25 protein-coding genes are annotated in these 26261 nt (G+C 51.4%); 6 read left to right on the top strand and 19 right to left on the bottom strand.

The features are described from left to right. Window positions 1-121 precede the first annotated feature (121 nt). The 8 genes from PQG83_RS20120 to ilvB form a co-directional block, all read right to left on the bottom strand. Window positions 122-1336 carry an NHL domain-containing protein gene (locus PQG83_RS20120; RefSeq protein WP_312744926.1) on the bottom strand — a complete coding sequence of 405 codons (1215 nt, stop codon included), beginning with the start codon at window positions 1334-1336 and terminating at the stop codon, window positions 122-124. A gap of 4 nt (window positions 1337-1340) precedes the next feature. Then, complete coding sequence (gene leuB / locus PQG83_RS20115; protein WP_312744923.1) at window positions 1341-2414, bottom strand: 3-isopropylmalate dehydrogenase; 1074 nt, start codon at window positions 2412-2414, stop codon at window positions 1341-1343. Between the two features lie 149 nt (window positions 2415-2563). Next, window positions 2564-4111: a 2-isopropylmalate synthase gene (locus PQG83_RS20110; protein WP_312744921.1), complete on the bottom strand. Its 1548-nt coding sequence runs from the start codon at window positions 4109-4111 to the stop codon at window positions 2564-2566. A gap of 62 nt (window positions 4112-4173) precedes the next feature. Beyond that, on the bottom strand, window positions 4174-4944 hold the full coding sequence (gene pssA / locus PQG83_RS20105) for a CDP-diacylglycerol--serine O-phosphatidyltransferase (protein WP_312744918.1): 771 nt from the start codon (window positions 4942-4944) through the stop codon (window positions 4174-4176). After that, a complete protein-coding gene (locus PQG83_RS20100; protein WP_312744915.1) occupies window positions 4941-5606 on the bottom strand; it encodes a phosphatidylserine decarboxylase family protein in 666 nt (221 codons plus the stop codon). Before PQG83_RS20100 ends, pssA begins: the two co-directional genes overlap by 4 nt. 33 nt (window positions 5607-5639) lie before the next feature. Next, the gene (ilvC, locus tag PQG83_RS20095; protein ID WP_376753616.1) at window positions 5640-6653 is read right to left on the bottom strand and encodes a ketol-acid reductoisomerase; all 1014 of its coding nucleotides are present in this window, start codon (window positions 6651-6653) and stop codon (window positions 5640-5642) included. Between the two features lie 96 nt (window positions 6654-6749). After that, window positions 6750-7271 (bottom strand): acetolactate synthase small subunit, encoded by a 522-nt coding sequence (ilvN, locus tag PQG83_RS20090; RefSeq protein ID WP_312646734.1) that lies wholly within the window; start codon window positions 7269-7271, stop codon window positions 6750-6752. 21 nt (window positions 7272-7292) lie between these two features. Beyond that, entirely contained in the window at window positions 7293-9068 is a 1776-nt protein-coding gene (gene ilvB, locus PQG83_RS20085; RefSeq protein ID WP_312744909.1) for a biosynthetic-type acetolactate synthase large subunit, read from the bottom strand. Between the two features lie 254 nt (window positions 9069-9322). Here ilvB and bioF point away from each other — a divergent pair, with 254 nt between their 5' ends. The 5 genes from bioF to PQG83_RS20060 all read left to right on the top strand — a co-directional run bounded on the left by bioF (window position 9323) and on the right by PQG83_RS20060 (window position 15392). Then, the gene (gene bioF, locus PQG83_RS20080) at window positions 9323-10483 is read left to right on the top strand and encodes an 8-amino-7-oxononanoate synthase (protein ID WP_312744906.1); all 1161 of its coding nucleotides are present in this window, start codon (window positions 9323-9325) and stop codon (window positions 10481-10483) included. Between the two features lie 268 nt (window positions 10484-10751). After that, window positions 10752-12635 carry a serine/threonine protein kinase gene (locus PQG83_RS20075; protein WP_312744903.1) on the top strand — a complete coding sequence of 628 codons (1884 nt, stop codon included), beginning with the start codon at window positions 10752-10754 and terminating at the stop codon, window positions 12633-12635. 207 nt (window positions 12636-12842) lie between these two features. Further along, window positions 12843-14369, top strand: a complete 1527-nt coding sequence (locus PQG83_RS20070) for a YifB family Mg chelatase-like AAA ATPase (RefSeq protein WP_312744901.1) — start codon at window positions 12843-12845, stop codon at window positions 14367-14369. Window positions 14370-14387: 18 nt separating this feature from the next. Beyond that, complete coding sequence (locus PQG83_RS20065) at window positions 14388-14603, top strand: hypothetical protein (RefSeq protein ID WP_312744898.1); 216 nt, start codon at window positions 14388-14390, stop codon at window positions 14601-14603. Between the two features lie 354 nt (window positions 14604-14957). After that, a complete protein-coding gene (locus PQG83_RS20060) occupies window positions 14958-15392 on the top strand; it encodes a hypothetical protein (protein WP_312744896.1) in 435 nt (144 codons plus the stop codon). 63 nt (window positions 15393-15455) lie between these two features. Here the strand turns inward: PQG83_RS20060 and PQG83_RS20055 are convergent, their stop codons facing one another. The 3 genes from PQG83_RS20055 to ltaE all read right to left on the bottom strand — a co-directional run bounded on the left by PQG83_RS20055 (window position 15456) and on the right by ltaE (window position 17068). Then, window positions 15456-15662: a hypothetical protein gene (locus tag PQG83_RS20055; protein WP_312744893.1), complete on the bottom strand. Its 207-nt coding sequence runs from the start codon at window positions 15660-15662 to the stop codon at window positions 15456-15458. 52 nt (window positions 15663-15714) lie between these two features. Further along, window positions 15715-15948, bottom strand: a complete 234-nt coding sequence (locus PQG83_RS20050; protein WP_312744891.1) for a hypothetical protein — start codon at window positions 15946-15948, stop codon at window positions 15715-15717. Window positions 15949-16027: 79 nt separating this feature from the next. Continuing rightward, window positions 16028-17068 (bottom strand): low-specificity L-threonine aldolase, encoded by a 1041-nt coding sequence (gene ltaE / locus PQG83_RS20045; RefSeq protein ID WP_312744888.1) that lies wholly within the window; start codon window positions 17066-17068, stop codon window positions 16028-16030. Between the two features lie 100 nt (window positions 17069-17168). On the opposite strand from ltaE, the gene PQG83_RS20040 reads away from it, so the two are divergent. Further along, complete coding sequence (locus PQG83_RS20040) at window positions 17169-18023, top strand: SDR family oxidoreductase (protein WP_312744886.1); 855 nt, start codon at window positions 17169-17171, stop codon at window positions 18021-18023. A 56-nt stretch (window positions 18024-18079) separates the two neighbouring features. On the opposite strand, the gene PQG83_RS20035 is transcribed toward PQG83_RS20040, so the two are convergent. From PQG83_RS20035 to purH, 8 genes are all read right to left on the bottom strand, one after another. Then, on the bottom strand, window positions 18080-18442 hold the full coding sequence (locus tag PQG83_RS20035) for a VOC family protein (RefSeq protein ID WP_312744884.1): 363 nt from the start codon (window positions 18440-18442) through the stop codon (window positions 18080-18082). 304 nt (window positions 18443-18746) lie between these two features. Further along, window positions 18747-19970 (bottom strand): hypothetical protein, encoded by a 1224-nt coding sequence (locus PQG83_RS20030; protein ID WP_312744882.1) that lies wholly within the window; start codon window positions 19968-19970, stop codon window positions 18747-18749. Between the two features lie 87 nt (window positions 19971-20057). Then, window positions 20058-20801: a hypothetical protein gene (locus PQG83_RS20025; protein ID WP_312744879.1), complete on the bottom strand. Its 744-nt coding sequence runs from the start codon at window positions 20799-20801 to the stop codon at window positions 20058-20060. Window positions 20802-21566: 765 nt separating this feature from the next. Further along, entirely contained in the window at window positions 21567-21980 is a 414-nt protein-coding gene (locus PQG83_RS20020; RefSeq protein WP_312744876.1) for a putative toxin-antitoxin system toxin component, PIN family, read from the bottom strand. Continuing rightward, complete coding sequence (locus tag PQG83_RS20015; RefSeq protein ID WP_312744874.1) at window positions 21977-22240, bottom strand: AbrB/MazE/SpoVT family DNA-binding domain-containing protein; 264 nt, start codon at window positions 22238-22240, stop codon at window positions 21977-21979. The genes PQG83_RS20020 and PQG83_RS20015 overlap by 4 nt, the downstream gene beginning before the upstream one ends. 194 nt (window positions 22241-22434) lie before the next feature. Beyond that, window positions 22435-23079, bottom strand: coding sequence for an L-threonylcarbamoyladenylate synthase (locus PQG83_RS20010; protein ID WP_312744871.1), 645 nt, complete (start codon window positions 23077-23079; stop codon window positions 22435-22437). Between the two features lie 17 nt (window positions 23080-23096). Beyond that, window positions 23097-24371, bottom strand: a complete 1275-nt coding sequence (gene purD / locus PQG83_RS20005; protein ID WP_312744868.1) for a phosphoribosylamine--glycine ligase — start codon at window positions 24369-24371, stop codon at window positions 23097-23099. Between the two features lie 219 nt (window positions 24372-24590). Next, window positions 24591-26147, bottom strand: coding sequence for a bifunctional phosphoribosylaminoimidazolecarboxamide formyltransferase/IMP cyclohydrolase (gene purH, locus PQG83_RS20000; RefSeq protein WP_312744865.1), 1557 nt, complete (start codon window positions 26145-26147; stop codon window positions 24591-24593). Between the last annotated feature and the right edge of the window lie 114 nt (window positions 26148-26261).

Genomic DNA, 26261 nt, shown 5'->3' with positions numbered 1-26261 from the left:
CCTATCAGTTCAAAATCCTTGACTCAAAAAAGACGAAAGGGAAACCCATCGCCGGAGAGCATTCCAACCCAGGCCCGAGGCCGAAAATTCTGATACCCCCTGATGGCCTCTGGGATTCTTCTTAGACGGGAATATAGCGGATGCGATGATTAAAGGTATCGGCAATCGCAATATTGCCCAAGGCGTCAACAGCCACACCAAACGGAAAACTGAGGCTACTATTCGAAGACGGGCCTCCATCACCAGCCCATGTCGATTGGCCATTGCCGGCGACCAGAGTCATTTCTTTATTGACGGCATCCCACTTCCGGATTAAGTGATGATCGGAATCCGTGATAAGCACATGGCCTTGTGGTGTTATCGCGATGCCATAAGGTCTGGCCAACGCCTGAGATTGTTCATTTGCCCCACGCTCGTAGCGAAACTCGGCGCCATCCCCCGCCACCGTGGACAGAATCCCTGTGCGATGATCAAGCATTCGAATACGGCCATTAAAAGTATCGGCAATATAGAGATTTCCATAGCGATCCAGTGCCAACCCGCTGGGTCCCGCAAGCGCAGACTCAATCGCAGGCATGCCATCCCCCGTATATCCGGACTCTCCGGTTCCTGCGATGGTTGTAAGGACACCCGATTCCAAATCCAGCATACGGATGCGATTATTACTCTGATCGGCAATATAGAGTCGCGTACCATCCACGACTAATGCCACCGGTTCATTCAAGGAAGCGGAAGCTCCTGGACCGCCGTCCCCCGTCCACTTTGCCTGGCCGGTCCCGGCTACGGTCTGGATTATCCCCGTTTTGGAATCTACACGCCGAATGCGGTGGTTCCACGTATCGGCAATAAAGAGATTACCTGCCGCATCAACGGCGACGGCAGAGGGAAAATTTAATTGTGCTTTTGTGGCCAAGGTCCCATCTCCCGCAAACCGATCTTTGCCCATCCCCCGTCCAACTATGTAGCGCACCGTTCCACTCAAATCAGGCGTTTGAGAGTAGGCCTGGCCAGGAATCTCATCCACATCCGCAAGAGGATCAATCTCCCCTTCGACGTGAGAAGTTGGAGATGATGTCGGAGACTGTGGATTTTCTCCTCCGGCGCGTCGCATGACCATAAACCCGGCTATCGTTTCGATGACACCGGTCGAATGCCGCAAACGGCGAATGACATGATTTTCTGAATCGGCAATCAGGAGGTTGCCTTCAGCGTCAAAGCACACATTTTTGGGTTCATTCAGGACCGCTTGAGTCCCCAGCTGTCCATCGCCCTCATATCCGGGCTCCCCCGTTCCCGCTATCGTAAGAATCTGCCCACTCTGTCCTTGCCCAATCATCTGATTAGTGTCCTAACTGCGTTACGATGTGATCGCCCATTTCAGCGGTTCCAACCAGCATACACCCGTGACTCTCAATATCTTTCGTGCGGTATCCCTGGTCTAGAGTCGTTTGGATAGCGGATTCAATCATCTCGGCTTCGTTCGTCAATTCGAACGCATAGCACAACATCATGGCGGCGGAAGCAATGGTCCCAATAGGATTGGCGATGTTTTTTCCCGCAATATCCGGAGCGCTTCCATGGATAGGTTCAAACATCCCCACTGTCGCTCCGACGCTGGCAGAAGGGAGCATGCCTATCGACCCGGTCAGCATCGCCGCTTCATCACTCAGAATATCCCCGAACAAATTGGTCGTCACCACCACGTCGAATTGCTTCGGATAGCGAACGAGTTGCATAGCACAGTTATCGACATACATGTGACGCAATTCCACATCTTGAAAGTCCTGATGCACCTTGATCACTTCTCGCCGCCAGAGCTCGGACGACTCCAGCACGTTGGCCTTATCGATTGAGTGAACAAGGCCACGCCGCTTCCGGGCTGCCTGAAAAGCCACTTCCGCGATCCGTCGGATTTCCTCCGTCGTGTAGACTTCGGTATTGAATCCCCGATGTCCTGTCGCCGTTTGTTCAATGCCTTTCGGTTTGCCAAAATAAATCCCACCGGTCAATTCCCGAACAACCAGAATATCTATACCTGCCACGACTTCAGGCTTGAGACTGGACGCCCCTACCAACGCTGAATACATTTTGGCCGGTCGGAGGTTAGCGAAAAGCCCAAGCTGTTCTCGCAACCCGAGTAAAGCTCGCTCCGGCCGCCGCTCATACTCGAGGCCTTCCCACTTCGGGCCCCCCACAGCTCCCAAAAGGACGGCATCACTCGATTGAGCCAATTTCAGGGTCTCGGCCGGTAATGGAAAGCCCGTCGCGTCAATCGCCTCCCCGCCAACCTGCCCATAGGTAAAGGTAAATTGATGCCCACACTTCTGTCCAATGGCCTCGAGAACCCGAATCGCTTGTGGCATGATTTCAGGCCCGATCCCATCACCCGGCAATACGGCAATCCGTTTCTTCATGATTCCCCCAATAGTATTATGAACATATTTGGTTTGATTCCGGCGATAAACGCGCATCCTAAACGGTCTGAGAGAAAGCACACACCCATGGAAGAAGAAAATGGCAGGATATCAGTAGCTCATTGACTGAGATGAAGGGAACGCCTTCTTCAACACAACCCGATTTTTTGTTCGGCTCTGGCATGCCGTTCCGCCAAATCCGCCAATTTATTGAGCGCATTGAGGTAGGCCTGGGCAGAAGCAAGAATAATATCCGTATCTGATCCGTGACCGGTAACGGTTTCACTATTTTCCTCGACGCGGACCGACACTTCTCCCTGGGCATCGGTACCACCTGTAATCGCCTTCACGATATAGGCACGAAGAAGACTTTTCGTTTCAGTCAGGGCCGCAATGGTCCGGTACACCGCATCCACCGGTCCATCACCCGTACCCGTCAGTTTCGCAATTCGCCCATCCATCATCAATTCCACCATTGCGGACGGGCGCTGATCCAGGCCACTTTCCACATGCAACCCCTTTAAGGCATAGCGCTCAGGAACTTTGGTGATTGCCTTATTGACGATTGTTTCCAGATCTTCTTCAAATAATTCCTTCTTTTGATCCGCCAGACGCTTAAAGCGTTCAAAGGCTTCTTGCAATTCCTGATCAGAAAGGGTGTACCCCAGATTCGCCAGTTCTTCACGAAAGGCATGCCGACCGGACAATTTGCCCATCACCAACCGACTTTGAGTTAATCCGACTGATTCCGGACGCATGATCTCATAAGTACTTTTGTCCTTGAGCAACCCGTCCTGATGAATACCGGACGTATGCGCAAAGGCATTGGCACCCACAATCGCTTTATTGGGCTGAACCACCATTCCAGTGATATTGCTGACCAACCGACTGGCTTTGGAGATTTCCTCCGTGCGTATGTTGGTATCGGACTGGTAAAAATCGGTACGCGTACGGAGTCCCATCGCGATTTCTTCTAACGACGCATTGCCGGCTCGTTCACCAATCCCGTTGATCGTACATTCCACCTGCCCTGCTCCCGCATATATGGCGGCCATGGAATTTGCGACAGCTAACCCCAAGTCGTTATGGCAATGGACGGAAATAATGGCCGTCTCCATCCCCCGGACTCGCTCTCTTAATGTCCGAATAATCTTTCCAAACTCCTCGGGAGTGGTATACCCCACCGTATCCGGAATGTTCACCGTTCCCGCTCCAGCCTCCACTACGGCTTCCACCACTTCACAGAGATAGGTCAAATCGGAGCGAGTGGCATCCATGGGAGAATATTCCACGTCCTCAACATACCCCCGGGCATGGCGAACCATCTCCACTGCCCTCTTAAGGGCTTCGTCCCTGGTCATACGAAATTGATGTTTCAGGTGGATATCCGAAGAAGACAAAAACGTATGAATTCGGCATTTGGGTGCGCCTTTGAGTGCCTCCCAAGCCCGGTCTATATCTTCCGGTTTCGCCCGGGCCAGACTGCAAATAACCGGACCTTCCACTTCCTGGGCAATACGATGAATCGCTTCAAAATCACCAGGAGAACTGAACGCAAAACCGGCTTCGATAATATCTACATTTAACCGGGCTAATTGCTTCGCCACGAGGATTTTTTCTTCGATGTTCATGCTCGCGCCAGGAGACTGCTCTCCATCCCGCAAGGTGGTATCAAAAATTCGAATCATCCGTGTCATGGCACATTACCCCCACATTTGGTCTTCAACTAACGCCCCTTCTCCTCTGCATGGCGGATCATTCATTTATGGAGTCCATCCGGCCTAACCTCTTCTCCCGGCTTTTTTCCCATCATACCTGCCACCAGCTTCCAGCCTTGCTCCAATACGCCCGAAAGCGCATAGGCTGCAAACACGACAAATAGCATCGCCTGTGGATACGCTAAGACCGCCATGAGAATGAGGACTGCATACACCAAATAATTAAAGTGGTGGTGCTCCTGCGTTTTCAATTCTTTCAGACTACGATAACGAAACGTACTCACCATGAGAAACGCCAGCACCAGGGTCAAGATAATCCCAAGAATAGGCTTCACCTTCTCCCCTAACGGCGCAACATGCTGATCAAAAATTACCAACGTGGCCATTACCCCTGCTGCACCGGGAATAGGGAGCCCGGTAAACGGCTTGCCGTCTCCACCTGTTGTCGCCAAAACGTTATGCCTGGCCAGACGCAGGGCACCACATGCGACAAAGGCAAACATCACCGCCGCGCCCAACATCTTCGGACCACTCAGCGCCCACGAATACATCAGCAAGCCCGGAGCCACGCCGAAAGCCACGACATCTGCCAACGAATCATATTGCAACCCGAAGTCACTCGTACTTTTCATCAGACGGGCTGACGTCCCATCCAATACATCAAAGACGATCGCCACAAGGATCGCAATGGCCGCAGCCCCATAATCTCCTCCAAAGACAAACAGGATTGAGGCCAGGCCACTAAAGAGATTTCCTGTGGTCAGCAGATTGGGAATTAAATAGACGACACGTCGTTTTTTGGGCTGTTTCATGAAGGCTCCACGCATAGCAGCTCCGCCACGATGGACGATCCTCCCTTTACCTTCTCGCCAACCTTGACGTGAATGGCACTATCGTGAGGAAGATACAAATCCATCCGAGATCCAAACCGAATAAGTCCAAACCGTTCGCCTGCCTCAACCCGTTCACCGGGGGTGACCCAACAGACAATTCGTCTGGCAATTAATCCGGCAATTTGGACGCACAGAATTTTTTTTCCATCGGAACGCCTGAGCATCAGCGCATTTTGCTCATTTTCCGCTGATGCCTCCGGACGACTGGCTACTAAAAACTTCCCGGGAGCATAGACGACATCCTGGAGCACTCCTGCAGCTGGCATCCGGTTAATATGGACATTGAATACATTTAAAAAAATACTGATTCTGATACTGGGTTCTTTGAGGAACCGGTGCTCGAATTCCTCTTCCACCGCTACCACCGTCCCATCCCCAGGAGACACAATGAGGTTTTTCCCCTGAGGAATCGTTCTGGCCGGGTTTCTAAAAAACCAGGCTGTAAACAGGGTTAACGATCCCATCAGGCAAGTGAGCCAGACCGATCCGGCCATCCAACTCCCAAGCGTCAGAAGCCCTCCCCCTGCGATAAAAGGGATGCCTTCTTTGGCAACAGGAATCCCTTTTGCCTGATCAGCCATTGGGAATGGGTCTCACGTCCCGCAATCTTCTCATCAATTTTTCTGTTTATCCACAAGCTGATCTTTTTGCAGCCATGGCATCATTCCTCGCAACCGTGAACCGACCTCTTCAATCGGGTGCTCCTCTCCCCTTCTCAAGAGAGCATTATACACGGGCCGGTTCGCTTGATTTTCCAGCACCCACTCTCTGGCGAATCGACCGCTTTGGATCTCTCCCAAAATCTCTTTCATCACTTTCTTAGTCTCATCGGTTACCACACGTGGCCCTCGTGTCACATCGCCATATTTGGCCGTCGTGCTAATAGAATAGCGCATATTGGCAATGCCACCCTGATAGATCAAATCCACAATGAGCTTCACTTCATGTAAACACTCGAAATAGGCCATTTCAGGCGAATAACCGGCTTCAACCAAGGTTTCAAATCCTGCCTGAATCAGGGAGGTAAGCCCTCCACATAAGACCGCCTGCTCCCCAAAAAGATCCGTTTCCGTCTCTTCTCGAAAGGATGTCTCAATGACACCCGCTCTGGCTCCGCCAATCGCACAGGCATAGGCCAATCCGACCTTCGTTGTCTGCCCGCCGGGATCCTGGTGAATGGCTAACAAACACGGTACGCCCGTCCCCTTGGTATATTCCGACCTGACCAGATGCCCTGGACCCTTGGGAGCCACCATAAACACATTCACGTGGCTGGCAGGTTGAATTTGCCCAAAATGGATATTAAACCCGTGCCCAAAGGCTAGATAGGCTCCCTGTTTCAAGTTTGGACCAATATCTTTATTGTAAATGGCGGCTTGGGCTTCATCTGGAGCTAACAGCATCACCACATCGGCACTCTTAACCGCATCCGCAGTCGGCATGACTTTCAACCCAGCCGCTTCCGCCTTATTCCATGACGAACCCTCCCGACAGCCCACGACCACTTGAAGACCACTATCCCGCATGTTCAAGGCATGAGCATGGCCTTGGCTACCGAACCCCACTACGACCACAGTTTTTTTGGCTAAAATCTGTCGATCTGCGTCTTGTTCATAATAAATTTTCATCATGCACTCCTCATAAAGATAAAATAGTCCTTAGTCGTTCCGTCGATCAGGGTGGACGGATCCCCTTAGTCTAAAGGCAGATGTTGGTTGGCCTGATTAATTCGCTTTCGCAAGCGGTCGGGATTGGGTTTGTGTCGAGCGTGTCGGTTCGCGCCCAATGGCAATCCTGCCGGTTCGTACCAGCTCTTTGATGCCAAGTGGCTGTAGGAGATTGATGATCGCCTGGACTTTCCTCACATCTCCCGTGACTTCAATGGTGTAGCTGGTAGGAGAGGAATCCAGAACATTAGCTCGAAAAATATCCGCAATGCGAAGAGCTTCCGCTCGATCCTCTGGCCGGGTATGAACCTTAATTAGTGCAGTTTCTCGTTCAACAAACTCGCTTTCGCTAATATCAACGACTTTAATCACATCAATGAGTTTGTTCAGCTGCTTCAGGATTTGTTCGATAATCGGATCATCCCCCTTGGTGACCAAGGTCATCATGGACACAGAGGGATCCAGCGTCGGGGCAACTGACAAACTTTCGATATTAAACCCTCGCCCGCTGAAGAGGCCCGCTATTCGGGACAAAGATCCGAATTTATTCTCTACCGTCAACGAAATAATGTGTTCCATAACACCCTTTATGGTTGTACTCTAAGCTGTGATGACAGAATCCGAATCCGCCTGAGTACCAATTTTTTGCATGGCATTGGGCTTTTTTAAGTCCGGGGGATCTGCTAATAACATTTCGTGATTACAGCCTCCGGCCGGAATCATAGGATAACAATTTTCAAACTGATAAGTCGGGACGTCAATCACGACCGGACCCTTAATGGAAAGCGCTTCACGAATCCCGCTATCCATTTCCGAAACCTTTTCAATTCGAATACCAGCAGCCCCATAGGCTTCCGCTAATTTCACAAAATCAGGAACGGTCCCCAGGTAACTTGACGCATACCGGCCCTCATAAAACAAATCCTGCCACTGCCGAACCATGCCATGGAACCGGTTATTAATAATAAAAACTTTAACCGGTAGTTGCTCGACAACTGCGGTCGCCAATTCTTGAGTATTCATTTGAATACTGCCATCACCGGCGACACACAGAACCAGTCGATCCGGAAACGCAGCTTGCGCACCCATAGCGGCCGGCAATCCAAAACCCATGGTCCCCAATCCCCCTGATGTTAACCAGGATTGAGGATTTTGTAATTTAAAATATTGAGCTGCCCACATCTGATGTTGACCCACGTCGGTGGCCAAAATAGGATTTCGGTCGCTCGTCAGCTGATACAGGCGATCAATAAGAAATTGTGGCTTAATTTGTCCGTCAGGATCTTGATCATAGCGCAGAGGGTGTGCTTGCCTCCAGGCATTCAGTTGATCCCACCAAGGCTTCCTTTGCTCTTTTTGATTCCCATTCACCGTGGCGCGAAGAATATTATTCAATTCGATGAGCACTCGCTTACAGTCACCGACAATAGGAATATCTACCTGAATATTTTTCCGAATAGAGGTCGGATCAATATCAATGTGAATAATTTTCGCATCGGGACAAAACTCTGAAACCTTGCCCGTCACCCGATCATCAAATCGTGCCCCAACGGCAATAACCAGATCAGAATAATGCATGGCCATGTTCGCGACATACGTCCCATGCATACCCAGCATGCCCAGAGAGAGTGGATGGTTTCCAGGAAATGCCCCAAGCGCCATCAACGTCATATCGACGGGAATTTGCGTCAACTCGGCCAGCTCTTTCACCTCCGGAGAGGCCCCGGATAACACGACTCCTCCACCCACATATAAAATTGGACGCTTGGCTTTCATGATCGCGTCCGCCGCTTGCTTAATTTTCCACCGACTTCCGTCGTAGGTGGGGTTGTACCCGCGAATGGAAACAGAAGTCGGGTAATGAAAGTCCGCTTTATCGAGCGAAATGTCTTTAGGGATATCGACTAAAACCGGGCCAGGGCGACCAGTAGTGGCAATATAAAAGGCCTCCTTAATCGTCTGTGCTAAATCTTTCACGTCCTTGACCAGGAAATTGTATTTGGTGCACGGACGACTGAGACCGATATTGTCGGCCTCTTGAAAGGCATCGTTGCCGATTAAGGCGGTCGGAACCTGCCCTGAAAAGACGACTATGGGAACTGAATCCATATACGCATCTGCGAGAGACGTGATAACATTTGTCATGCCGGGGCCGGATGTAATCAGCGCCACGCCGGGTTTGCCCATGGCTTTCGCATATCCGACGGCCATAAACCCGGCACCTTGCTCATGTCGTGTCAGAATTACCCGAATATCTTTTTGCTGGTGCAAGACATCGAATATTTTGAGAACCACTCCGCCTGGTAAGGCAAACATGGTTTTCACACCCTCACGCTTTAATGCTTCTAAGAAGATTTCTGCACCAGTGATTTTCATAATTCTCACCCTCTGGTTAATTTGACGACGGACGAAACCTGGTGAACCACATCGTCCCGGGAAAACCCCTCAATCACCTCTCCGATAAAAAAAATTCCCCATTTGTGGTAAATTTATTGTCTGTATAAATAAACCATTGTAATCATTATGGTTTTTTCAAGTCAATATTTATTGTAACAGGGTTGATCGCATTACGAAATACCTGTGGACGACAGATCCTATAGGTAATATTTCAAAATCCTGTGGCCCTCTCAATGTTCAAAGAAGACCTCCAAACCTTAGCGCAACAACACCTGTTGAGGGAGTTATCTCTCATCAACTCCCCCTCGGCTCCGGTCATTTCAGTGGAAGGGCAGGAAGTCCTACTTTTTGCCTCCAATAACTATCTTGGGCTGGCCAACCATCCACAGGTAAAAGATGCCGCCATAAAAGCCATCGAAAAATTTGGAGTAGGATCTGGAGCCTCACGGTTAATTTCCGGCAACGTCACGCCTCACCACGTTTTAGAAGATGAATTGGCCAGTTTTAAGGAAACAGAGGCGGCTCTCACCTTTTCTTCAGGTTATGCCACCAATTTAGGAGTGATCCCAAATCTTGCCAGGGCAGATAGCCTGATTTTGGCGGATCGGTTATGCCATGCCAGCCTGATCGATGGTTGCCGTCTCAGCCGGGCCACGCTACGCGTCTTCCATCATAACGACGTCAGCCATCTCAAGCGTCTTCTGACAAAAACACGCTCCCGGACTTCGACGCTCATTCTGACTGAAGGGGTGTTTAGTATGGATGGAGATGTGGCTCCGCTGCCCGAGATAGCCGGATTGGCAGAAGAGTATGGTGCCACTCTGCTCATTGATGACGCGCATGGCACCGGGGTCATGGGCGCAACCGGTCGAGGCACGCTGGAACATTTTGGCTTAGACTCCCGCCACATCCTGCAGATGGGCACCCTCAGTAAAGCCCTTGGGTCCAGCGGCGGTTTTATTGCCGGGCCGAAAGATTTCGTGGCCTATCTGGTTAATACCGCACGCTCATTTATCTATACTACTGCCCCACCACCCGCCATTGCCGCCGCAGCGAGCGCAGCCCTGGGTGTCATCCGTCAAGAACCCCAACGCAGAGTGATGCTCTGGCGAAATCGAGATTATTTGCATCATGGCTTAGTAACCATGGGATTCCAACTGACCGACACTCAGAGCCCTATTCTCCCGATCATGGTGAACGACCCGGAAATCGGGGTCCAGATGAGCCAACACTTACGGGCAGAGGGCGTGTGGATTCCGGCTGTCCGCCCCCCCACGGTCCCTAAAGGGACCAGCCGCCTCCGCATCACGGTGACAGCCGATCATTCGCTTGAGCATCTCGAGACCGCCCTCAGAGCATTACGGAAGGTAGGAACAGCCCTTAAGGTTCTCTGAGCGAAGGATTGTCCCCTGTGCTCCTCTTATGCCTGCCATCCGATTCTGAGAAACGCCCTCTCTTTACGTCCTACATTCGAAACCTCCAAGAGACCAAGAATCCCCTCCATTCAAGAAAATCAAACGGTATTCCGACAAGATGAGCAGGAATTCCATGGCTCCGAGATTTCCACATTTGATTATTAGGGGTGCCTTCGTTTCAATGAGCCACGACCACCAGACGCACTCATTCATCACAAATTTTCTGTAAAGAATTAGGTTTTTTTGTATGACTACACAACTGTTGCCTGGAAAAATTGAAATACAGGGAGAAATTGCCAAAGGCCAAACCGGAACCATTTACTATGGGTATGATCTCGAACTGCGGCAGGAAATGGCGATTAAGGTGTATCACACCCATATCAATGGTCGGCTCATTCGTGGAAAAGCCTTTATCGAAAAAGCCAAATCCCTCCTTCGATTAGAACACCCCAATCTCATTAAAATCTTCAAAGTGGAAGAGCAGGACGGCACCCCTGTCGTCTGCATGGAATTTTTTGACGCGCCCAGTCTCCAACACGTCATTCAGAATGAAGGGCCTCTTTCAGTCGAAAAAATGCTCTTGCTGGCACGTGAAATTGCGGAAGTGTTAGTTCATATCCACTTTCAAGGCATCATTCACGGCACACTCCATCCGGGGCACGTCCTGGTCGGCCCTCAAGGCCAGATCAAAGTCATGGACCTCGGACTTTCATGGATCCTGATGGACATCCTGAAAAACGGTGACGCTGAGTTACTCAGACCATTACCCTACTTGCTTCCGGAAACTGCCAAAAGCGAACTTCTGACCCTCGGCAGTGATTTGTACTGCTTGGGTTTCATGATGTACGACATGCTCACCAAGCGAGTGCCCTATTCCGGTCTTCCGAAGACATCGATTATGGGGAAACTGGCTTTCGACCAGGCTGACCCGATGTTTGACTTCCCGGACCATGTCCCGAAAGCCATCTGTGAGCTTATCCGCCAAATGACCCGGAATCAGTCCTCACAGCGACTTCAAGATGCCACCCATGTTCTCACCATTTTGAATCAGCAATTGGTAAAAATTGCCCCTGAAGTGTTGAGGCCGCCAGAGGTCCCTGCAGAACCTCAACCAACGCCAGAAATCCAAACAGCCAAGATAGAGACACCGAGCCTTGCACCACAGGCACCCATATCAGTACCCCCTCCCAACCAACCGCCGGCCGTGACCCGGCCGAAACACTCTACCGACTATCAAGAAATACACCGAGCCAAGACGAGAAAAAAATTAGGCGTAACGATTGGAATCACCTTGTTTCTTTTTATTGGTGGCACCATGGGTTATATATATAAGGAACAACTCGGCATCCCTTTTCTGGCATCGAATCAGCTCAGGGTCCCCGAGCAGCCACTCATCAACGAACCGGTTCCTGTCGTTCCGCCAAGAGACTCATTCACGACCATACCTCCTGACAACCCGATTTCTTCTCCGCTCAATACCTCAACGACAGAAGTTCCCCACGTGAACACCAGCGACACACCAAATGGTGACAATTCAAACCGGGCAATCCCGACACCCCCATCCCCGACAACGGTGGTGGAGGATCGCTCCCTGAGACCTGATGCATCACATCATCCTGAAACACCATTGCCTGCTCCTCCGGCACGCACTATTACACAATCTCTGAACCCGAGCCCACAACATACATCTGAAGACACCCGGGTTTCGGATCAACCAAACTCGGCGCCATCCCAAGGCCATTCCAACCTCGCCAATCCACCATCTTCCCAAAAACCGGTTACTCCGGTCACGACACCGGCATTGAAAACAAATCCTCCAGCAACGGAACAAAGAACTGTCCCCACAGTCACGGAGAAACCTGCGTCTCAATCTGAACAGTCTTCAGCGCTTACTCCCAAGAGACCGCAATCCTTAGAGGACTCAACTGCTCCCCCCCCGAACGCAGAGTCGTTAGACAATATTGAAAGCAAGGAACTCAAAGACATATTGGATTCCGTTCAGATCCCTGAGAAGGGAACTACCCTTTCCACGGAGGGACCAAGTCCTGTACTTCCGTCCCCTCCGAATCCCCCGTCTCTTACCCCTGCACCGAAACTCCCCGCTCTTTCACCGCCCGTATCTTCCCCCTAAGCACTCGCTCACAGTGCAAATTTTTCAGAAGCCCCATGCATGAGCCCATTACACAATATCTGTGAACCCTTATGGACGGCAGAAACTTTCAGCAACCCGCAGGCCGAACCCGCCACATGAGTTGGTTGGAGTTTTCAAAAAAACGTGACCTAAGATTCGTGAATGCACAGCCACCACACTTCGGAAACGGGGATAGATAAGACAAACATGTTAGCCAAAATTCAAAGTGTGGGATTGGTGGGATTAGAAGCCAATCTCATTGAAATTGAGGTGGATATTGGTGGAGGCCTTCCACAATTTTCCATCGTGGGGTTACCCGATGCGACCGTTCGTGAAAGCCGGGACCGGGTTCGATCCGCTCTCAAAAACACAGGGTTCCATTTTCCTGCAAAAAAAATCACCGTCAATTTGGCGCCAGCCGGATTAAAAAAGGAAGGGGCCGGTCTTGAGTTGGGAATTGCCATCGGCATTTTGGTAGCCGAAGGGGTCCTGTCCCAAGACGCCGTTACCTCCTATATTTTTGTCGGAGAACTGGCACTGGATGGCAGAATCAAAGCGGTACCCGGGGCGCTGTCCATGGCTATTGCCACTCATCACCCCTTTTCATTGATCCTGCCTCACGACAATGCTTCACAGGCTGCCGTGGTCGACCACGCCACCGTGTTTGGCGTCTCGACCCTTCCTCAGGTGGTGGAATTTCTCCAGGAGGCGCTCACTCTCCTTCCTGCAAAAAACACCTTCCCCCTTGTGCACCCCGGACTCTCCTCCACTGAGGAGGACTTTGCCGATGTGGTGGGACAATATCAGGCCAAGCGTGCCCTGGAGGTGGCTGCGGCAGGTGGGCACAATCTTCTCATGGTGGGTCCGCCAGGGTCAGGAAAAACCATGTTAGCCCAACGGTTAACAGGTATTCTTCCACCCATGAGCTTTCAGGAATGTTTGGAAGCCAGTCAGGTCCACAGTGTGGCGGGAAACCTTCCACCTCATGCGGCCCTCCTCGCCCATCGCCCCTTTCGTGCCCCCCATCACACCATTTCGGAAGCCGGCCTCGTTGGAGGAGGATCCATCCCCCGTCCCGGAGAAGTCTCTCTGGCCCATCATGGCGTCCTTTTTTTAGATGAAGCCTTGGAATTTAAGCGGTCCCTCTTGGATAGCTTACGCCAGCCTCTGGAAAATGGAACCGTCACATTGACCCGCGCACAGGCCAGCCTCACGTTTCCCGCCAAACTTATGTTGATCGTCGCGATGAATCCCTGCCCATGTGGATATTGCGGAGACCCTACCCATGAATGCGTGTGTACGCCCTATCACATTCAACGGTATCGAAGCCGTCTGTCCGGTCCACTCCTTGATCGGCTGGATATCCACATCGAAGTCCCCGCAGTCCCGGTCAAAGAGCTATCGGGCAGGATAACCGGTGAAGCCTCTTCAACCATTCGTCAACGAGTGATCCAGGCACGACATCGTCAAATCGACCGCTACCGCGCTGAGCAGACCCTCAACAATGCCCAGCTGAAGCCTCGCTTGCTCAAAAAATATTGCCAACTGGATCAAGCCGGAAACACCCTGTTGGATCAAGCCGTCACCCGCCTGGGGTTGTCCGCACGGGCCTATGGGCGGATTTTACGTGTGGCCCGAACTATTGCCGACTTAGGAGAATCGGTTATGATTTCATCCACACATGTTGCCGAAGCGATTCAGTACCGAACATTAGATCGACCCATTCAAGCATAATTGGCATAAGGACATTTCATGGATTCGTTTAAAGTGTTTCGATGGTGGTTCATGATTGGCGCGCTCATGGCACTAGCTGTCATCATGATTCAAGGCGGGATTCGCGATCTCATGCTGGCTAATGAACCTATTTGGGAAATTAAACTGGTCGAATTGGGACCGCCGATCTTTGGGGGAGGCCTCTTGGGTGGATGCATAGCCCTCATCTTGAATCGAATAAAGGATAAGTCCTAACTCCATTTACGTGTGACGACCTTCCCGCATTCTTTCCCACACATCCCAAGCCCCCTCACCATTTCAAGGAATGCTCAAATCCTGTCCTGAGCCTGACCGAAAGAAGTCCCGCCCAGCCCTGTCCTGAGGATGCTCAAAAAAAGCCGCTGCCCGTTTGGACGAGCGGAGCGCACGAAGGAGTATGTGAGCAGGGGCAAGCCGCCCATACGCATTCCTACAACCATCCCGAGGTACCACATATGTTTTCAACACTCATCCAAGGAACATTTCCTCTAGCCACCAGGCTGATCCGGTCAGTACAATACGGATCAGTTTGGAGTTTATTCACTGAAGAACAAAGGAGGCATGGTGGGCATGGATGTGAAAGTCGGACCGCATTGGTACCGCAATTCCAATGGAATTGTAGAAATTGACGGACTCCCCCAAATTGAAATGAAGCTCCGAAAAACCGGAGGAACCCCTGTTCGAGTCAACTTTGCCATTTTCGATAAAGTTGGAAAAATGCACGCAAAGATAGAAGCCAATTCCCTGGTCATTAACGAACAAGGAGCCTATCAACTGGAACGATTGGAGAACGGCATCATTTTATCCAACAGAGGAGACAAGAAACGGGTGCTGGCTATTAACGTGACTGGCGCGGATCAGGTGGAAATACCGGAAGGCGAATTCTATACGCTTAAAGGACATCTCCTAAAGATTACGCCCCATGAATGGTCAGTGGAAAAAACCACGAAACAGTCCGGCGAGACAGACATGAAGGGACAACCCGTTGCGGTTGGTTCTCAATAAATGAGTCAGGGAAGCGCGGGGTCGTTGGGCCAAACGCCTGTCTTCCCCAGACCATCACGGTCGTCAAATTTCAGCCGATGGGGCGTGACATCGCCCCTCACAAATTGCACACATCCGCCCGCGGACGCCGTCCCCGACCATGGCCGGTCCCAATGAACTGGAGAGGTCCAGCGCCACAACATCTGACCCTTGATACGTCCACAAGCGGCCACATTCCTGACAACAGTACCAAATGGTATACCCAGGCCACTCTCGATCACGCACAGCCATGAGTACGGTCTCCTTTGCCTACCTCTTGGTTACACATGCTGACTAATCGGACTTAATCGTCCGGCATTTCCGCCTGAATCTTTTCAGGCAGTGTCCGTACCCAATCATCGAAGGGCAGATCGGCATCAACGACAATTTCCAGCTTGCCGTTGGACAACCGACGAACCACCCCTGGACTTGCCGGGGCGAGGGGAATTTCCACGGCCTCCCGGGAAATATCCAACTCATCCGTCACTTCTAAAATTCTCGTGATATGCTGAAACGAAACCGTATCCAATAAACTCACGTTGGCTCCCTTCATCAGGCTGATCAATAGAAATTGTAGGAACTGTCCCGGACCCTGTCAACGAACTCAGGGGAGACATTCACACCGCGGCTGAAAAAACCTGCCTGAACACCCTCCCGGCAGCAACCATATCTTCATGATTGACATCCAAATGCGTCACCACCCGAAACGCCCGATCCCCCATGGCATTCAACAGGACTCCGGCCTCCCGGCAGTCAGCTAACAACGTGTCGGTCGTTTTAGAAGAATGGGGGACCTGAAACATCACCATATTGGTCTCCACTGCCTTGACATCAACGACCACACCCGGGATGTCTTCCAAGAGTGTCGCCAGATAATGCGCATTCACATGATCCTCAGCCAATCGGGCAATATGATGCTCAAGTGCATACACACCGGCAGCGGCCAGAATGCCCACCTGCCGCATCCCTCCGCCAAACACTTTGCGAAGACGGCGCAATGTTTGAACACGGGCCGCATCCGACACCACCATCGACCCGACGGGAGCACCCAAACCTTTCGACAAACAAAACGACACCGTATCAAAGGGACGGGCATAGTCAGCAGCCGCCACACCGGTTGAGACCACGGCATTGAACAACCGAGCACCATCCAAATGCAGGGCCAATCCATGGGTGCGGGCCAGCTCTGCAATTTGATGGATAAGCTCCAAGGAATAAATCGATCCGCCACCCACATTATGCGTCTGCTCCAGACACACCAACGTGGTTGGAGGGTTATGAAGTCCTTTTGGCCGAATGGCGGCTTCAACCGATTCCGGCGAAAGGCGACCGCGATCACCCGGCACGCAAACCAATTGGACACCGGAGAGAGAAGATGCCGATCCCCCTTCATAGCGAATGAGATGGGATGTACTATCCACAATCACTTCATCTCCGGGTCGCGTGTGCAAGCGGAGAGCCAATTGATTTCCCATTACCCCTGAGGGAACAAACACCGCGGCCTCCTTGCCTAACATTTCAGCGGCCATGGCTTCTAATCGATTCACGGTCGGATCTTCTCCATACACATCATCGCCCACCTCGGCCTGAGCCATCGCCTCCCGCATGGCGGGCGTTGGTTTCGTCACGGTATCACTGCGCAAATCAATCTTCTGCATGAGTCGGTTCCTTCCAAAAATATTGCCCCTGCAGGTATTCTAAGGAACCGTCTGTCTTCACACAAGATTTTCCTTTTGGCATTGGTCTACAATGCGGGCGATGAAAACACGTCTCCTCGTCACCGGCGGAGCAGGCTTTTTAGGAAATCACCTCCTACGTCGCGCCAATCAATTTGTCGCAGCCGGAACGCTGCACGTCACACCCTCCACATCCCTTCCCGGCGTCACCTTTCATGTGTGTGATCTCCAAAGCCCTGAGGAAGTTCGAATCCTCATGGATCGTGTGCAACCAGACGTCATTATTCATACCGCCTGCTCGGAGCAGGGAAAAGGCATTGAAGCGATCCTCCCTGCAGCAGGACTCCTCGCCATGCAATCGTCGGAACGAAATATTCGCTTCATTCACCTCTCGACAGATCAAGTCTTTGATGGGACTTCAGCGCCCTATACCGAAAAGAGCCCCACGAACCCCATCAACCCCTATGGCCATGCCAAAGCCCAGGCGGAGGAACTCATCCGCTCCCTGAACCCGAAGGCCACCATTATCCGCACCTCGTTGCTCTATGATTTGTGCACGCCGGACCGGCAGACGACACGCTTAATCAAGGCCACACAAACCGGCGAACCGTATCGCTTGTTCATGGATGAACTTCGCTGTCCCGTCTGGGTGGAAAATCTTGCCGAAGTGTTACTGGAAGTCGCCACCAAAGATGTGCCAGGGCTCGTACATCTCGGGGGCCCTGAAAGCCTGAACCGGTGGGATTTGGGGATGGGGTTGCTCCAGCACTTTGGGATCACACAGACATCGTCTATTCAACAGGGAACCATCGAAGAATCCGGACTGGTCCGCCCCAAAAACCTCACCATGGACTCCACTCGCGCTCAACAGCTCCTCCAAACACCGCTTCTCTCGCTACAAGAAGCCCGCAAGATGGCAGCTACATCCAAAATTTGAATTATTTTCCATAACTCACATTCCAAAGACTCCTAAAAACATGGGCCTAGCACATGTTAGGCCTTTCGTTTATGAATACCGAGCTTATTACCGTCGGGGTCCAGGACAATGGCTGCCCGGCAGTGAGGAAGGTCGAAAGGCTCAAGGGCGAACGGCACGTTGTGATGTCTGAGATGTTCTATCGTCTTGTCGAAGTCATCCACTTCCAACACAAGCTGAGGACCATCGCCCGATGCCTTCAGGAATGGTTCTTTGCCGATGGCGAGCGTGTGAGGACCGATCTCATACTCGACCCAGAATCCGTCGGCGAGATCCATGGAAGTCGCGCTGGTAAGCCCGAGAACGCCCTCATAAAAGGCACAGGACCGCGCCAGATCCGTGGCCGGATATACAATAAAAGCAAATTCAACAATCTTCATTAGCGGTGTCCAATCGGATGAAAGCCTAACAGAGCGCATGGTTGAGTCGCGAACCCGAGAATTTTAGAATTGAGCCGCGCTTTCGGTTCCCGCAGACATACGACAAGCAGTTCCAAGCGCGGGCTCAGTTTAGCCAACCATTCATCAATTTCACTCCATCCCCCATCAAGCAGCCACGGCTCCCATTTATACCCGTTAGCCCCCCGTCAGCCGCCTGCAGTCGGCTGAACACCTGCCGTAACCAGCGCATTTTTTCCAGCGCAGCGGACGGAAAATACGTCCTTATTGAAGGCATTATTACCATTCATTTCTCCACCCCTAGATTGCTGATAACAACACTACGTGCCGTGTAGTAATACTTAGACGGAGTTGACATCATTTTCGCTTGATATTTATTGCTTGGCTCTGCTTTCTTTTCAAAACCATACTTGAATTTTAGAGAATGAAAATATTGTTCATCCATATACAGATCAGAAGGAAGATGAATCTCTGCCTTAATAGCTTTTCTCGCCGTTCCCTCAATCTCCATTAACTGGGCAAACGGAACTCCTAAACTGTTAAGACAAATGTGATTATGAGATGGCGATATATGCAACAGGGCATCATCGTAATATTCATTGCTGCCTTGAGCGATTACTGCATATGTCTTGAGCCCCAGAATTGACTGATAAATAGCATCGATTTCGCCAGCTAGATAGATAAATACCTCAGGGGAGTATGTGTATTCGCTTTTAAAGTCACCTACAGACCAATTACTTTTCAGCAAAAGACTGTCGGCAAAGGAAATAAAAGAGATGTCTTTGTATTTCTCGGAAAGATCATCGATTCCTTTTCTTAACTTGATGAGGCGCGACCTAGTTATCGAGCCGTCATGCAATGCTTTTTTGACGTCTGCCGCATCAATTAAGGCAAATACCGAATAAGTTCTCAAATAAATATTTGAGAGCCATTCGCTTTTGACAAAAATTCTGGGTTTTTCATCCCATTGCCACGAGCCAACACACGCAACGAATTGATCACGAGATAAAATTATGGCAATTTCGTGAAACCGATCATGTCGTTCCGCATACCAAGAAAGCTCAATGGAATTGTTATTGATCGCCCTTGCTGCCGCATAGCTAACATAGCCTACGTGCTCATACTCCGCTCCCTCAAAAAACCGAAGCATCGAATTTTCGTAGTCGCCAAGATAGATTTCATCAACAATGAAAATATCCCGGTTAAGCGGGATATCTTCAAAGCCGTAATTGTCAAACAACTCGTGGCTAAACAAATGATGCTCTCTCTGATTAAATGCTAAAAGAGCCTGCGGCTGAGTGGCGGGTCGAAGGCTCGTCGATTCGATCCCCGCGTTCGGCCGCCGCAGGCCGCTGGGATGCACGGCCAGACGCGAACCCCGTTCAGCCGACCGCTCATCATTCCCCTCTCTCTCACATCGAACAGCTGCGGCCCACTCAACCCCCTCAGCTTCCCGTCCACTGCCTGCGGTCGGCTGAACGCATCTAAGCTCACCTGCGAGCCTGTTCACCTCCTACCTTGCAGTCTCATCTGCTCTACAGATTCAGCGCCATGTTTGGCAATTTCAGTTGCGCTGCATGCACCGCAGCGGTTAATTTCATGCAAATTTGCGGAACGGAACCGCGGAGAACCAAGGCGTTTGGTCAGGACGATGGCCATGAGCAGTAAATATCGCGCCTTCCGGTAGAGAGTACACACTCCGTCGGAACGCATCTCGTAGGAGTGGCTTGAAGACAGCGTCGTTCTCATGGGTCGCCACAACCTGAACGGTGTGATCCTGTCCGAGGGGAAGTAGGGCCACAACAATTCCGCGAGTGTTTGGACGCAACACCAAAGGCGCGGTGCTAGGCACGACCGTTACTGACAGAACCGTCATGTCGGTGTCGGCTTGCGGAGGCTCAACAAACACGACAGACTTTGGCCATTTGGTTCGGTCAGACCTTTGGAGATACAGCCCCTCCTTCAGGAAGATAATCTGAAATCCAATTAAAGCTTTGGTGGCGTGCGAAAGATCTGGACGCCGTCGATGGATAACCCGATCACCCCCACCGAGAACAAGCTCTGGACGGGCCTTGATGGTCCCTTCAGTTAGGGCCACCCGCCAAATCCCCGAGGCGTGCAAGCTTATCTTGATTTCCCGAAAGTTGTCCCGGCACATGACATAGGTGTCGAGTCCTTTCACCCACACACGCCAAGAGTTGCTGCTAACACCATCTGGTGTGCCAACCGCGATCCTGACCGGATCTCGCGTTGTTGGAATTGGAGCGTTGGGCGGACTCACCCAGACATGTATGACTCCCGGTGGTGCGGGATTCTGATCTTCGGTGATCTGGGTCATCATGAACTCTAACGAACGAAGTAGGATTTCGGCGTCTAACTAGGCAGCATATTGGTCTTCATAGCTCACCCTGGCTAATGCAGTCTATTCAGCTAAACCCAAATCCTCTTGTCTGCGATTTCTTCATGTTTCTTATTGCTTAGAACCATCCCAAACGCCGTTGTCAAAGACAAATACCACAAGGCGGGTCAGTCTTTCCTGCTTTCCGCATCGGACGGGATGATAAGACCATTTGCCGGACTCCGAACAGATCACACAGATTACATGGCTCCTCGCTTTTTCATGAGAGTCCCTAAAAGGTTCGTCTCCCATGATCCGACGCCTGCCGTCTGGCCCAAGGGAGGGACGCTCTCATCCGCTGGCGGGCCTTGTTTGAGCGGAGCGAGTTGGTCCGCCCTCCTCAGGCTGGCGTCCATTCACCTCATTGAGGCCAGACGGGGCGTCAATGGTTTTGGGTCCTTTTCCCGAAAGAAAAGGACCTCGGCCGCCGGGACGAAACCCGGCAATACAGAAAATCAAGTTGTGCCACGAGAGCTAGAAACACAAGTATCATGCATTTTCTACCGGCCTTTTTTAGTGATAAATACCAAAATGGATTCCCGACAAATATCGTCAATCTGTAGGCCAGAACCATATTGGAACCACTAGTATTGGCCAGCCGAATCCTTGCTCAATCAGCGGAATATGTCAATTGGTCAACCGCTTCAACATGACAGAACCCTGCCAAGAGACTTGGTTGGTAAAGGAAGTCAACAACCTAATAGACGTTTATTTCTTGTGTGGCAGGTATCGATCCACGAATACTCTGGGTGTCACGACCGAAATCCCCTTGTATCCCGATATCTTCAAGAGGGCTTTATCACCACTACAAATAAATTTTGACCCGCCTGCCAGAGCACAAGCCATAAATTTATCATCATCAGGATCGGAGCACACACGCTCATCCAAAGGGGGTGCATGAACGACGATGGCATGGGAGATCAGAAGCTCGAGAAACGGAGTAAGGTCAACGGCTGTGTATTTCTCGGACAGCTCAACACCAACTCGTCGGTATTCGTCCAGAATTTCAGCAGAGACGACAATTTCAACTTGGCCAACTCTCCAAGATTTCAGAATGTCAAAAGGCGGTCCAGCGAAAAACACACCAGAAATAAAGACATTGGTGTCAAGGACGAGCCTCATGATGCGGTTCTGACTTTGGCAATGGCCTTCCCAATGTCTGAACGCTTCAACCTGGCGTCCCTCGCTTGCCGCCTGGCCTTATCGATTAGCGAATCAAATTCATTCAAGACGGGCTTTTTTATGCTTTTCAGAATGACCGCGTCATCTTGCCCCACTACCACAAATTGATCGCCTTCCTTTAAACCCAGTTGCTTTCGTATCTCTTCCGGAATGACGACTTGGCCCTTGGATGAAAGTTTTGTTGTGGCTATAGATGCCATGCCAGCCTCCTTTTCTTTAAACTTACTAGTAAGATTATACCCAATAGATCAGATACTTCAAGAGTTTTTCTTAAGCACAACAATTTCCCTGGTTGCCTAAGGACAACGACCCGTGCAGGCAAAACAGGAGAGCAGATGGTGGAGAGGGCCCATCTCATTCATTCAATGATGTATGAGAATTTCTCAGAAACCTACTAGGAAATGGGTTTTTCGTTACGGTCAAGGACTTCTTGAAGTTTCAGGCGGGAAATGGCCCCCTGACGAAGGATGCAGAGTTCCGGCAGAATTTGTAGCACCGTGGAGGGTTGACCTCCCGGCGCAGGTCCGCCATCGACAACCACATCAACCACTGCCCCCAAATGTTCCATCACATCTCCCGCGGATTGCGCCGGCGGCTGTCCGCTTCGATTGGCGCTGGTGCCGGTGAGCGGCCCGATGTGCGTCATGAGTTCGCAAACTCGTGGATCATTCGGTTGCCGGACACCTATGGTTCCCTGTCCGCCGGTCAGGATAGGCGAAAGAGTGGGACGAGCCTGCAGGATCAACGTGAGCAAACCCGGCCAGAACTCTTTCATGAGTGTTCGAGCGACATCGGGAATCACTTCCGTCAGCCAGTCCAGTTGCGATGGGTCACCCACTAACACCGGAAAGGGTTTGTGGCTGCGTTCGCCTTTGATATCCATCAGCCGCTTTAATGCCATTTCATTGAAGGGACTGACCGACAGCGCGTAAAAGCTGTCGGTCGGCACAGCGACGACTCCGCCCTCTTGCAGGCATTGCGCAACCTGATGAATCAGTTGAGGCTGTGGTGGGGAATTGAGTTGGAGAACCGTGGCCACGGTAGGGGGCCCTTGAATCAGGATGAAACCTGCAGCACGCGGTGGCCAATGTCTGAACGGAAATACCGGCCTTCAAATTTAATCGGAGCGAGTGCCTGATGAGCATGATTTCTGGCACCGGCCAGGGTTGAATCAATCCCGGTCACGCCTAAGACTCTCCCGCCATTCGTGACAATCTTTTCATTAACATAGGAGGTCCCGGCGTGGAACACCATGACCGACTTCGACTCTTTTTCCGGGAGGCCGGTAATCGGCAATCCCGTTTGGTAGGACCCGGGATATCCGCCGGAGGTCAACACCACGCACACCGCTGCCTGATTGTGCCACTCAACATGCAGTTGGTCCAAACGATGTTCGACCACGGCTTCAAGCACGTCTAATAAATCTGTTTTTAAGAGTGGCAGGACCACTTGAGTTTCGGGATCGCCAAAGCGGGAGTTAAATTCCAATACATAGGGTTTGCCATCCTTCACCATAATCCCCGCATATAACACGCCGTAAAACGGACTCCCCACCCGGGACAACCCGGTCACCGCCGGAGACAGCACTTCATCAAGAATACGCTGACGGAGTTCCGGTGTTCCCAATGGAGCCGGCGCATAGGCCCCCATCCCTCCAGTATTCAGACCCGTGTCCCCTTCACCGATTCGCTTATGATCCTGGGCGGGGATCATAGGGATGACCGTTCGGCCATCGGCAAAGGCCATGACAGTGAGTTCTTCTCCCTCAAGAAATTCTTCCAGCACCACCCGGGCGCCGGCGACTCCAAAACGCTGCTCCTCCAGCATGCTGCGAACCGCTTCACGGGCATCCGCCCTGGTCGCACAGATGATGACCCCCTTCCCTTGCGCCAGTCCATCGGCTTTCACCACGATCGGGAGGGGGCAGGATTCAAGCCAGAGTAAAGCCGGCTCCAGCTGGTCAAATGTGCGGGAAGAAGGGGTGGGAATGTTTTCCCGCACCATGAGTTCTTTGGCAAACGATTTGCTGGATTCAATAAGAGCCGCATTGCGAGTGGGGCCAAAAATCCTCAAGTGCGATTTTCGGAATTCGTCGGCGATGCCGAGGGAGAGCGGCAGCTCGGGTCCGACCACCGTGAGGTTGATCTCGTGGGTTTGGGCAAAGTGCTTAAGCCCTTCAATGTCATCGACCTGAAGTGACACACATTCGGCTACCTGGGCGATCCCCGCATTGCCCGGGGCACAAAAAAGTTTCCCCACACGTGGGGATTGGGCAAGCTTCCATGCCAGGGCATGCTCGCGGCCACCGTTGCCTATGATTAAAATGTTCACCGGAAAAATTTGTGCCTCACGTCATCCCTTCAACATACGGAGGTCAGGAACATTGCCCCAATCTTCTTACTTTCACCTACGCTATGCCCTGATAATCGCTTCCACACATTTTCCTCACGAATCCAGAAAGCCGAAAAGAGACGAAACAACAGAATAAAACCTGTCAAGTCAGAACAAATGAACTACAGAAGATAGTGAAAAATGTCGAGGTTGGATCTGTTAATGACGGAAGTGGCGCATGCCCGTCATAATCATGGCCATCTTATGCTCATCAACGGCTTGGATGATCTCCTTATCCCGAATAGACCCTCCTGGCTGAATCACGGCGGTAATCCCTGCGCCTGCGGCGGCATCAATGCCATCACGAAACGGGAAAAAGGCATCGGAAGCCATCACGCACCCTTTGATGGGAAGATTCGCTTTCATTTGAGCCAGTTTCACCGAATCAACCCGGCTCATTTGGCCGGCGCCAATGCCGACGGTTTGGGTCTGCGTGGCAAAAACAATGGCATTGGACTTGACGTGCTTGCAGACTTTCCAGGCAAAATCGCAGGCTTGATACTCGTAGTCGGTCGGCTGTCGTTCACTTGGCATGGATAATTCACCCATCTCACGCAACGACCCAAGATCCCGGTCCTGCACTAAGATCCCGCCCACAATTTTTTTCATGTCCAAGGCATCCCGTTGAGCACTTTCCAACGCACCCACCGCTAATAGCCTCAAATCTTTTTTTCGTTGAAGTTCAGCCAGAGCCTCTTCCGAAAATGCCGGCGCAATCAATACCTCCACAAATGTCGAGGTGATTTCTTTGGCCATGGCCAGATCGACGTTTCGATTACAGGCAATAACCCCGCCAAAAGCCGAAACCGGATCCGTTTCTCGCGCCCGGACATAGGCCTCCACCGGCATATCCCCGATAGCGACCCCGCAGGGATTATTGTGTTTGACGATGACGACCGCCGTTTCATCAAACTCCTTCACAAGTTCCAACGCCGCATTCGCATCTAAGTAATTATTATAAGACATGGCCTTGCCATGAAGTTGTTTGGCCTGGCAAAGCGAGGCTTCTTTGGTCTGCCGGTCCCGGTACACCGCACCAGCCTGATGCGGATTCTCTCCATACCGCAGATCTTCGACCTTTTCATACGACAGACACAACAACGAGGGGAATTTTTGCTCTGAGGTATCGGCTAACTTGGTGGTGAGATAATTGGCGATCAGGCTGTCATACCTGGCGGTATGGTCAAAAACTTTTTTGGCTAACTCGCGTCGCAAGCCTAAAGAGACCGTTCCCGACTGCAAGGCTTCCAGGACCCGCTCATAATCCTGAGGATCGACTACCACCAGGACATCTTCATGGTTCTTGGCCGCCGACCGGAGCATGGACGGTCCCCCGATATCAATGTTTTCAATGGCTTCTTCAAACGTACAGCCAGGCTTCGCAATGGTCGCTTCAAATGGGTAAAGATTGACGATCACGACATCAATGGGCTCAATCCCTTGATCTTCCATTTGCCGTACATGCGCATCCACCGAACGCCGCCCTAATAACCCGCCATGAATCTTCGGATGTAACGTTTTCACCCGTCCGTTCAAGATTTCAGGAAACCCGGTGTAATCTGCCACCTCGGTCACGGCAACCCCGGCGTCCCGGAGCATCTTGGCAGTTCCACCTGTCGACAAAATATCCGCATCAAGTGCCGCCAACCCCTTGGCCATTTTCTCTAGACCGGTTTTATCGGATACGCTGATCAGCGCCTTTGCCAATTTTGCCATGTGTTCTCCTGCCACGTGTCTCTATTGATGGGTAAAAAAATGAAGGTCAGCTTAGCAAATGACCTGAGGAACTTCAACGAATCCTGAAGATCATACCCTAAGGACCAGCACCCT

This window comes from Candidatus Nitrospira neomarina (assembly GCF_032051675.1).
Lineage (GTDB): Bacteria > Nitrospirota > Nitrospiria > Nitrospirales > UBA8639 > Nitrospira_E > Nitrospira_E neomarina.
The sequence above is the reverse complement of the archived record's forward strand: the minus strand, read 5'-3'. Positions and strand labels throughout refer to the sequence as shown.

What these genes read in the sequence shown, in the direction of transcription:
- leuB (WP_312744923.1), bottom strand. Translation starts at nt 2,414, where the DNA reads ATGAAGAAACGGATTGCCGTATTGCCGGGTGATGGGATCGGGCCTGAA.
- PQG83_RS20075 (WP_312744903.1), top strand. Translation starts at nt 10,752, where the DNA reads ATGACTACACAACTGTTGCCTGGAAAAATTGAAATACAGGGAGAAATT.
- bioF (WP_312744906.1), top strand. Translation starts at nt 9,323, where the DNA reads ATGTTCAAAGAAGACCTCCAAACCTTAGCGCAACAACACCTGTTGAGG.
- PQG83_RS20110 (WP_312744921.1), bottom strand. Translation starts at nt 4,111, where the DNA reads ATGACACGGATGATTCGAATTTTTGATACCACCTTGCGGGATGGAGAG.
- PQG83_RS20040 (WP_312744886.1), top strand. Translation starts at nt 17,169, where the DNA reads ATGAAAACACGTCTCCTCGTCACCGGCGGAGCAGGCTTTTTAGGAAAT.
- pssA (WP_312744918.1), bottom strand. Translation starts at nt 4,944, where the DNA reads ATGAAACAGCCCAAAAAACGACGTGTCGTCTATTTAATTCCCAATCTG.
- ltaE (WP_312744888.1), bottom strand. Translation starts at nt 17,068, where the DNA reads ATGCAGAAGATTGATTTGCGCAGTGATACCGTGACGAAACCAACGCCC.
- PQG83_RS20060 (WP_312744896.1), top strand. Translation starts at nt 14,958, where the DNA reads ATGGATGTGAAAGTCGGACCGCATTGGTACCGCAATTCCAATGGAATT.
- ilvN (WP_312646734.1), bottom strand. Translation starts at nt 7,271, where the DNA reads ATGGAACACATTATTTCGTTGACGGTAGAGAATAAATTCGGATCTTTG.
- ilvC (WP_376753616.1), bottom strand. Translation starts at nt 6,653, where the DNA reads ATGAAAATTTATTATGAACAAGACGCAGATCGACAGATTTTAGCCAAA.
- PQG83_RS20025 (WP_312744879.1), bottom strand. Translation starts at nt 20,801, where the DNA reads ATGATGACCCAGATCACCGAAGATCAGAATCCCGCACCACCGGGAGTC.
- PQG83_RS20020 (WP_312744876.1), bottom strand. Translation starts at nt 21,980, where the DNA reads ATGAGGCTCGTCCTTGACACCAATGTCTTTATTTCTGGTGTGTTTTTC.
- purH (WP_312744865.1), bottom strand. Translation starts at nt 26,147, where the DNA reads ATGGCAAAATTGGCAAAGGCGCTGATCAGCGTATCCGATAAAACCGGT.
- PQG83_RS20070 (WP_312744901.1), top strand. Translation starts at nt 12,843, where the DNA reads ATGTTAGCCAAAATTCAAAGTGTGGGATTGGTGGGATTAGAAGCCAAT.
- PQG83_RS20120 (WP_312744926.1), bottom strand. Translation starts at nt 1,336, where the DNA reads ATGATTGGGCAAGGACAGAGTGGGCAGATTCTTACGATAGCGGGAACG.
- PQG83_RS20100 (WP_312744915.1), bottom strand. Translation starts at nt 5,606, where the DNA reads ATGGCTGATCAGGCAAAAGGGATTCCTGTTGCCAAAGAAGGCATCCCT.
- PQG83_RS20035 (WP_312744884.1), bottom strand. Translation starts at nt 18,442, where the DNA reads ATGAAGATTGTTGAATTTGCTTTTATTGTATATCCGGCCACGGATCTG.
- PQG83_RS20055 (WP_312744893.1), bottom strand. Translation starts at nt 15,662, where the DNA reads ATGGCTGTGCGTGATCGAGAGTGGCCTGGGTATACCATTTGGTACTGT.
- PQG83_RS20015 (WP_312744874.1), bottom strand. Translation starts at nt 22,240, where the DNA reads ATGGCATCTATAGCCACAACAAAACTTTCATCCAAGGGCCAAGTCGTC.
- ilvB (WP_312744909.1), bottom strand. Translation starts at nt 9,068, where the DNA reads ATGAAAATCACTGGTGCAGAAATCTTCTTAGAAGCATTAAAGCGTGAG.
- PQG83_RS20065 (WP_312744898.1), top strand. Translation starts at nt 14,388, where the DNA reads ATGGATTCGTTTAAAGTGTTTCGATGGTGGTTCATGATTGGCGCGCTC.